Source organism: Fructobacillus ficulneus (assembly GCF_001047075.2).
GTDB lineage: Bacteria > Bacillota > Bacilli > Lactobacillales > Lactobacillaceae > Fructobacillus > Fructobacillus ficulneus.
In genome coordinates this window covers 218818-226528 of sequence record NZ_DF968000.1, presented here as the reverse complement: position 1 = coordinate 226528, position 7711 = coordinate 218818, and the positions used below count along the sequence as shown (strand labels likewise).

At 47.1% G+C, this 7711-nt stretch carries 7 protein-coding genes; all 7 read right to left on the bottom strand.

Annotated elements, in window-relative coordinates; genetic code table 11:
• The coding region (locus tag AOQ29_RS03315) for a magnesium transporter MgtE N-terminal domain-containing protein (RefSeq protein WP_407645474.1) at positions 1-372 on the bottom strand (372 nt) is incomplete at its 3' end.
• 176 nt (positions 373-548) lie between these two features.
• Positions 549-1454, bottom strand: coding sequence for an RluA family pseudouridine synthase (locus AOQ29_RS03310; RefSeq protein ID WP_061993121.1), 906 nt, complete (start codon positions 1452-1454; stop codon positions 549-551).
• A gap of 183 nt (positions 1455-1637) precedes the next feature.
• Positions 1638-2447, bottom strand: a complete 810-nt coding sequence (locus AOQ29_RS03305) for an NAD kinase (protein ID WP_061993120.1) — start codon at positions 2445-2447, stop codon at positions 1638-1640.
• 73 nt (positions 2448-2520) lie between these two features.
• Positions 2521-3096: a GTP pyrophosphokinase gene (locus AOQ29_RS03300; protein WP_061993119.1), complete on the bottom strand. Its 576-nt coding sequence runs from the start codon at positions 3094-3096 to the stop codon at positions 2521-2523.
• 1245 nt (positions 3097-4341) lie between these two features.
• Entirely contained in the window at positions 4342-5304 is a 963-nt protein-coding gene (locus AOQ29_RS03295; protein WP_061993122.1) for an ROK family glucokinase, read from the bottom strand.
• Positions 5305-5510: 206 nt separating this feature from the next.
• Entirely contained in the window at positions 5511-5744 is a 234-nt protein-coding gene (locus AOQ29_RS03290; protein WP_061993118.1) for a YqgQ family protein, read from the bottom strand.
• A 93-nt stretch (positions 5745-5837) separates the two neighbouring features.
• Positions 5838-7711, bottom strand: a 1874-nt coding sequence (locus AOQ29_RS03285) for a 3'-5' exonuclease (RefSeq protein ID WP_179948355.1), incomplete at its 5' end; no start/stop codon positions are given.

The following is a 7711-nucleotide window of genomic DNA, read 5'->3' as shown; positions in this document are numbered from 1 at the left end:
CGCCGCCGGCATCAAGGCCAAGTAAGTCGCCACTAAACGAGCCGGCATGGCTTGGAACAAGTCTGCCTCGTTATCCGCAAACATCTGAACCAAGACGTCCGCCCCCCGTTGTGGTGGCAATTCCTGGAGCAAATCAACAATCTCTTCCGAGTCGATGTCCAGGTTATCAAAGATAGTCGCCAGGGTTTCATCATCCATAATCCGCCAAGCAACTTCGCGAATATGTTCCTGAAAGGCGGCATAAACCCGGCCCATTTCAAAATCATGGAGAGCCGTGAATTCGGTCATGAATTCGTCATCTTGGCCGTTTTCGATGAGGTCCGTTAAAGAATGAACTGCTGCTTCAATCCGTTGATCATGATCTAGTTCCATGGAAATGTCCTTTCGAGTCGATGTTCGTCAGTAATAAGAGTTATTGTTGTCCGAATAATAGTTAAAGAGTGTCAACTAAGCCTGCTTGACCGGTCATTCGTGTTCGACTATCCCACCAGTTTTAGTACTGGAGACAGGCCAGGGCTTGCCCGCCTATTTTTCAAAGCTTCGACTAATTAGCCTTCGATATTCTTCAAAGCCTGCAAGTCAGCTGGTAGGTCCGTTTGCAAGTGACGGTAGTCTTCCACAAATGGATCGTAGAATTTCATTTGATAAGCATGGAGGGCTTGCCGGTTCAAACCGTACCAGAGTGGTCCACCATACAGGTCATCCCCAACAAGCGGGAAGCCGATATGGGCAAAGTGGACCCGAATTTGGTGGGTCCGCCCAGTGTGAAGCTGAACCTTAACCCGGGTCATTGGTTGGTTGGCATCGTTCATGTATCGGTGTTCAACCCAGTACTCCGTCCGAGAAGCCTTTCCATCGGGCGTGACGGTCCGCTTGATGAAATCACCAGGCAAGCGGCCAATTGGTTCGTCAATCATACCGTGGTCTTCTGGCAAGTGACCAGAAACGTAGGCTGAGTAGAACTTTTCGACCGAGTGATCTTGGAGCTGTTGGTCCAAGACGGCATGGGCAAAGCGGTGCTTGGCCAACAAAACGATACCAGAAGTATCGCGGTCTAACCGAGTGACCACGTGCGGTACCAAGTCTTCGGCCCCTTCGTCAATCAAGTGCCCCTTCACCTGGTTAACCAGGGTATGGAGACGATCGGCATGACCAGGAACGGTCGTCACCCCAAAGGGCTTATCAACAGCCAAAAAATGGTCGTCTTCATAAATCACATCGAGTGGGGTAAAGTCAGGCACAACAAGGTCATTGCCCTCTTCGACCGGCATGATGATGGAAACAACGTCCCCATCCTTAACATAGTCGGAGGTATACACCTGCTTGTCGTTGACCATGATGGCCCCGCCGTTGTGCTTCATTTGTGAGAACATCCGATGTGAGACACCGTGTCCCTGCAGGAAGGAACGCACCTTACGGTCTTCGTCCCCCTGGTAAGTCCAAGAAAATTTCATACTAATACTTCAATGCCAGCCGTTATCTTAGCTGGCTCCTTTTATTTAAATTCAATATCTACAAAAATGAAAACAATGCTAGCCGGCCGCAATGGCTCCTAGTTTGACAGTGAGACTGCAATATCCACCTGCTTCATAGTAAAACCGCAATGGCCACTAACTTCATAGTCTGGTCATAGTCCTTTATTTCCAAGCTTGGTCATCGCAATCGGCGATAAAGGCTTGTTGGACCCGGCTCCAGAAATCTAGGTGACGGAAGGAAGCAAAATGAACTTCCATTTCCGCTACCTCAAAATCAACGGCCACAACATCTTCGGCCAAAATTTCCAGCTGGTCACAGGTCAACAGGAACGAATTCCGTTTGGGCCGGACCGTAATCTTCTGACCAGCCGGCACAATCAAGGGTGAACCCAAAGTTCGAAAGACCCGGTTGTTAATCGAGGCAATTTCAGACATCTGAATGGCCTTCAATGACGGGTGCAAGACCGCCCCACCGTTGGCCTTATTATAGGCTGTCGATCCGGTCGGTGTCGCAATCGCCACACCATCACCCCGGAAGCCTTCGAACCGGCGACCACTCAGACAAATTTCAGCCTCAAGTGTTCCAATTGGTTGCTTAACCGTTGCTTCATTGAGGGCCAAGTATTCTTCCTGGTGACCATCACGGGCGATGGTTGTCATCTTGAGCAATGGATAAGAAACCCGCTGTCCCTGGTCATGAATCAAACTATCAACCAGTTCGTCGACTTCACTACCAAGCCAATCGGTGTAGAAACCAAGGTGGCCGGTATGAAGACCGACGAAACGGATGTCGGCCTGTCGACCAATATATTCGTGAAAGGCTCCCAAGAGAGTCCCATCACCACCGACCGAAACCACGAGGTCCGGTTGGTCCTGGTCCAAGACAAAACCCGCCTGGGTTAATTTGTCACGCAGGTCGGCCACAATTTTCAGCGACTGGGCCTGGTCATTATTGTATAGGGCGACTTTCATAGTCTTCCTTTCTAATATTCCACTTCGACCTGTCAAGAAAAAGGCCGGGCAAATTAATCCCAGGCCTTGCTAGTTAATCTTGGGACTTAATCTCTGAAACCTCTTGTTCCAAAGAAAAAGTTTGTTCCGAAATTTCGGTCAATTGTTCTGCCATTGCTGGTGCAATCTCGCCGTGCTTATAGCGCAAATCGTGTTCGATTGTGGCCCAAAAATTCATGGCCAGTGTCCGAATTTGAATTTCCGCCAAAACCTTGTGTTCCCCATCAATCCGTTGAACCGGGTACTCGATGACCATGTGGTATGACCGGTAACCCGAAGGCTTGGCGTTCATTACATAGTCCCGTTCTTCTAAAATCGTAAAATCGGTCCGCTTCCGCAATAGCTCCACGACCGCATAAATGTCATCGATATACTTAGTCATGATTCGTAAACCGGCGATGTCTTGGAGGTCCAAGGCCAACCGGTCTTCATGCAAGTGCCGACGAACAATTTTTTCTTCAATTGATGCTTGTGACTTCACTCGGCCGGTCACATATTCGACTGGCGTAACTTGGCCAGCCTCTTGGTATTGTGTGCTGAGATAAGCCAGCTTCACTTTCAACTCTGCGACGGCCTGAGTGTATGGTGCAAAAAAACTTTCCCACTCCACGTAACGGTCCTCCTTGAAACGTTGGCAATTTGCTTGCCAAGATCACTTCCTATTTTACCATAAGTTTTTGACTGGACCGATGCTAATCAAAGTTAGGTCAGGTAAACAAGTATTTAAAGCTGGATTTTGCAGTTTAAAAAGCTTAACTAAGTCGTGCTTGCTGGAGCATTTTTATGACGATTAGGAATAAATTCTGCATAATTTTTATGGTAAAATGTGTTTACAAATACAAAGAAGAGTTTTCCTCTTTTCTTCCCCTCGTCGACCAGCGAGGGGCTTTTTTTATCAAAAAACCTCGACCGACCAGTCGAGGCACATGCAGCGCTACTTTTCACGGTCTCGCCACTTTTGCAGCCAAACTAATATCATATCCGATAAAACCGGACCCAATATCGCTAACAATAGCTGCATGACAAATACTTTGAAGGGCATTGTTTCCCCCTTTCAAGGCGTCATGTTATGACACCTCAAATCATTTGACGTATCGCAAGCCAATTTATGACAAAGAAATTAATCGCACGGATTCATTCACAAAAAAATCTCTCAGGCTATTTATCAAAAATCAAGTAGCTAATTTTTATAGTTCATGATGTTATTAATCAATAAAATAGTATTCATACTTATGCCGAATGGGAATAAATTTTAAACGGCTGCCATGATAAAATTCAGGTAAAAATAATTAGAAAATTCCTCCTTTGTTTTCCCAATTTACCCATTGGCATGGTGTCGTAGTTAGGCACCGGGAAAGGAGGACATGAAATTGTATCTTATCGACTTCTTAGTGCAGCTGCTTCAAGCCGTGTTAGCGCCAGTATTAACTGACCTCGCATTAGCTAAGTTGCATAAGTGGCTAAATCGCAAGAAATAGTCGCAAGTGCCTCGACCGGCCAGTCGGGGCTTTTCTTTTGCAAACAAAAAACCACCGCTGGCCGGCGGTGGTTGGAAAGTAGAGGACATGTCCTTACTTACAAACTTCCTACCAATATTTTATCACGAATTTTCTTAAAATTTCAAGACTACCTAACCAGCATGGAATCATCAACAAAATAAAAAACCACCGCTGGCCGGCGGTGGTTGGAAAGTGAAGGACATAACCTTACTTTCTTCATATCTTATTTATATTTTATCACGAATTTTCTTAAAATTCCAAGACCACCTAATCAGCATGGTTCCGTAGTTTCAGCCTTAATAAATGGCACAAAAAAACAGCCCGTAGGCTGTTTTTTAATTTAAATAAATAATGATTTATGCTTTCAAAGCCAATGATCCGGCACCGATAACACCGGCATCGTTTCCCAATTCGGCCAACTTAACAGTTGTTGAAGTCCGAACAGTTGGGAAGGCAAACTTTGTCCAGTTCTTCTCCACGCGTTCGCGCAAGAATTCACCGGCCGCAGCCACACCACCACCGATAACAACGGCTGATGGGTTCAAGATGTTTGAAATTGAAGCAGCGGCATAACCTAAGTAGAAGGCCAACTTATCAACTGTTTCGTTTGCCAAGTAGTCGCCTTCCTTGGCCAAGTCGAAGACAATCTTTGATGTGACTTCGTCGCCGTTGTCAATCATCTTCTTCAACCGTGATTCGCCAACGTATTGTTCGGCGAAGTCTTGGGCCAAATGAACAACCCCTGTGGCTGAAGCATATTGTTCCAAGCAGCCATGGTTACCACAAGTACACAAGTAACCATTTGGTTCAACGATGATGTGGCCAACTTCACCACCGGCACCGGCAACCCCATGAATCAATTCATGGTTGGCAACCAAACCACCACCAACACCAGTTCCCAAAGTGATGAAGGAAACATCGGCGTCATTATTTCCGGCACCCTTCCAAGCTTCACCCAAGGCAGCGACGTTAGCATCGTTATCAATGGTCAAAGTAAAACCAGTTCCGGCTTGGATTGGATCCTTAACTGCTTGTTCTTCAGCCCAGTTCAAGTTGTAAGCACCCTTAACAGTACCGGCTTCGCGATCAACTGTTCCAGGAGTACCCATTCCAATTCCAATCACGCGTGAGCGATCAAGTTGGTAGAGGTCCAAGTGGTGGTTAATTGATTCAATGATATCAGGAACGATGTGGGAACCATCTTCCAAAACATTCGTTTGAATTGACCACTTTTGTTGCACTTCACCTTCATCGGTCAAAATCGCAAACTTGATAGTAGTACCACCAAGGTCAACTCCAATTAGTTTATCTTTTGCCATGATTCGCTTTAGTTTCATAACGTTCTGTTACAAAACCATCCTCCTGTGTCTTAGATTACTTAGTTATTTTAACAAAGTTTTATCACTTTATGCAAGCGTTTACAAAAACTAATTTAAGTTATTTTCTAAACAATGTCGTAGGCCAAGAACCAGCCGGCTTTTGGACCACCTACAACAAAATGAAACGCTCTTCAATTACCAGAATATTACCGAGCTAAGAGCCCTTTACCCGAGTTGTCGTTTGTTAATTTGGCTTCTTCGGCGTGTTCTTTAGCCAAAATGACCTTCATTGTCTGGTAATCGCTGTCAGAAATCACCTTCGCTTTGTGGAGGTTATCGACTTCAATCGCCGCCATCTCAATGTCCCAAAGACGCTTGCCAAGGTGGATAAAGACGTCATAGGTCTTCAAATACTGTAAAATATCAAAAAAATTCTTCATTGGAATCTCTCAATCATTAGTTCGAGTTAGTGTTCAGCTGTTTGGCAACTAAACTAAGTTATTGTGGCCATTATACGCTGGTTCAGTCTATCTTTAAAGTTTGGCCTGATTGATTGTGACCTGGACATCCCCCGCTAGTAAAATCAAAACCCCGTCTTTCACCCGGTAATCTGGGTATTCCTGCCGGAGGGCCTGTTGATAAAGGCGGACCTGGCCAGTGTACTGGTCTTTGATTTTTGCAAGGCGGTCTTTTTGGTCTGGGCCAACCTTCTTTGGAACATAGTCAGTCTTGTAATCAAAGAGCGTAATTTCGTGTTTTTGCTCGTCGAGGTAGTAACCATCAATGATTCCGTGAATCAGGATTGGCTCATTATCCGTCACCGCCGGGTAAACCTGGTTGGCAGGCGCCAACATGGCAAAGGGCGATTCACGGTGGAGGGTCTGATTATGACGGGCAATGTCTTGAGCAAAGTCTGAGTTTAAGAAGGCCAAGACCTGGTCCAAATCAACCAAGGTCGCAACCGGTTCTAGGACCTTTTCCTGGTTAACTAGGCTTTGAAGCAAGTCCTGCAAGCTTTCCAAGGTCTGTAACTGGGTAAAATCAACCAGCTGCAAGACCAAATGAGTCGCCGTTCCCACCGCCGTTGGTGCTGGCTTAGCCGTCCCATCCTCTTCAAAGGCAGGCATTGGCAGGTCGTTGGTTGTTAGGACGTGGGCTTGAGAGTCGAGTACTTGGTTAGCTTGACTGGGTGTTTGTTGGCCTTGGTTAATTTGGTCGGTCTGGTCGAGGTGACTAGCCTGGCCCTCCGATTGATCAAATTGCCCTTGGTCAAGGCCAAAGTCCCCCTGATTTTCTGGGTCTTCTGCAGGCATGTTTTCGAAGAGGCTCTCAGCATCATCGTCGGCTGGCATGTTAGCCATGAGGCGATCATCCTCTTGGCTGTTAATTTCAGGCGTGGCTGTTATTTGAGGCCGACCGGGAACTGCCCGTCCCTGTTCATCCAGGTTCAGCGTTACCAGCTGACTTTGGTCGGGGTCCTCAAAGAGGTGCTTGATTTCAGAAACCGACTGGTAGGCCGCCGTCCGGGTTGCCGCTTCATTATGGTAGGTAAAGGATAGGCTTCTCACCAAGGTATCGAGGTCGAGACGACCTTGGTCGGCCTCAACAGTTTCAGTTGGATTAGGGTCTGCGGCTTGCGGTTCATCCTTAGCTTGGTCATTTTCCGTGGCTGGTATTTTACCCCCTGCCGACTGCAAAATTTCTTCTTCCGGATGAACGATTAGTTCGATGGCCCCATTGGTCGGTGTTTGTTTGGATGGTAGGCGAACAGTATCGACCTTGCCGAGCCAGTCGGTTAGGGCTGGCACCTGCAATCGGGCCATGGTAATCATGATCCAATCCAAGTAAGACTTCGACCGAAGCCGCAAGTCCTTAGGTAAGAACTGACCAGAGAAGGAACTAGCCTCTTCGTAGAGTCCTCGAAGGCTGGCAGTTGCCTTTTCCTGGTTAGGCACCGTTGCCACTAGGTAGAGTTGTTGCTTGGCCCGGGTTAAAGCAACGTACAACAGGCGCATTTCTTCCGACCAACTTTGGCCTTGCAAGGCTTCCTTGACGGCATACTTGGCCATTGTGGGCATCTTGACCTTGGCGTGGCCTTCGACAAATTCAATCCCGACGCCGGCATCCTTTTGGATTAGGACCTTACCGGTCAAGTCCATGGTATTTAATTTTTTCTCTAATTCCGGCAAGATGACAATTGGAAATTCCAAGCCCTTGGAAGCGTGGATAGTCATCAAAGCGACCGTTTCTTCGGCTGAGTCTTGGACAACTTCGCCGACCTCCTGGCCGTTCTTTTGAATCTCTTCGATATAGCGGATAAAGGCGTAGAGCCCCGACTGACCATTGTCCTGGAAGGCGCCGGCCTTTTCATACAGCGCATGGAGGTTGGCTTGTCGTTGGGCGCCAC

Excerpts from the sequence above, each read along its gene's own strand:
- AOQ29_RS03310 (WP_061993121.1), bottom strand. The coding sequence starts at position 1,454 with ATGAAATTTTCTTGGACTTACCAGGGGGACGAAGACCGTAAGGTGCGT.
- AOQ29_RS03305 (WP_061993120.1), bottom strand. The coding sequence starts at position 2,447 with ATGAAAGTCGCCCTATACAATAATGACCAGGCCCAGTCGCTGAAAATT.
- AOQ29_RS03295 (WP_061993122.1), bottom strand. The coding sequence starts at position 5,304 with ATGGCAAAAGATAAACTAATTGGAGTTGACCTTGGTGGTACTACTATC.
- AOQ29_RS03290 (WP_061993118.1), bottom strand. The coding sequence starts at position 5,744 with ATGAAGAATTTTTTTGATATTTTACAGTATTTGAAGACCTATGACGTC.